Annotated in this window: 1 protein-coding gene; it reads right to left on the bottom strand. The window is 64.8% G+C overall.

Translation table 11 applies throughout. The features are described 5' to 3' along the window. The coding region (locus tag EN852_RS35170) for a mannonate dehydratase (RefSeq protein ID WP_189546355.1) at positions 1-458 on the bottom strand (458 nt) is incomplete at both ends.

Raw genomic sequence — 458 nt, 5'->3', positions numbered from 1 at the left:
GTCAGGTCTCTCGCAGGTCTCCAGTCGGACACGCGCGTCGTGCGGGGTGGAAACCACACGCGGCAAACCGTACAGCGAGAAGGGCGGATCGTCGGGATGGATGCACATGCGCGAGCCGACTTCCTCGGCTGCCGGGACGATCTCCTTCAGGAACCAGGCGAGGTTGGCGCGCAGCTCGGCCGGGCCGATCGCGGCATAGTCCGCGAGCGCATCGCGCATCGTCTCGCGATTATAGGTGCGCTCGGTGGCTGGCAGGCCGGCGATCAGGTTGCGCTCGATCCTATCGATGTCTTCGCCACTCAAGGTCCTGAGCCGCGCTTCCGCTTCCTGCAACCGCACCGGACTGTAGCTCGCCTCGGCATTCGGCCGCTTCAGTACGAAGACGTCATAGGCGGCGAAATCGAGAGCATCGAAGCGCAATGCGTAGCCGGTGGTCGGCAGCCGGTACTTCAGATCGG

It is taken from the genome of Mesorhizobium sp. M2E.F.Ca.ET.209.01.1.1 (genome assembly GCF_004010375.2).
In the GTDB taxonomy this organism is placed as follows: domain Bacteria; phylum Pseudomonadota; class Alphaproteobacteria; order Rhizobiales; family Rhizobiaceae; genus Mesorhizobium.
The sequence above is the reverse complement of the archived record's forward strand: the minus strand, read 5'-3'. Positions and strand labels throughout refer to the sequence as shown.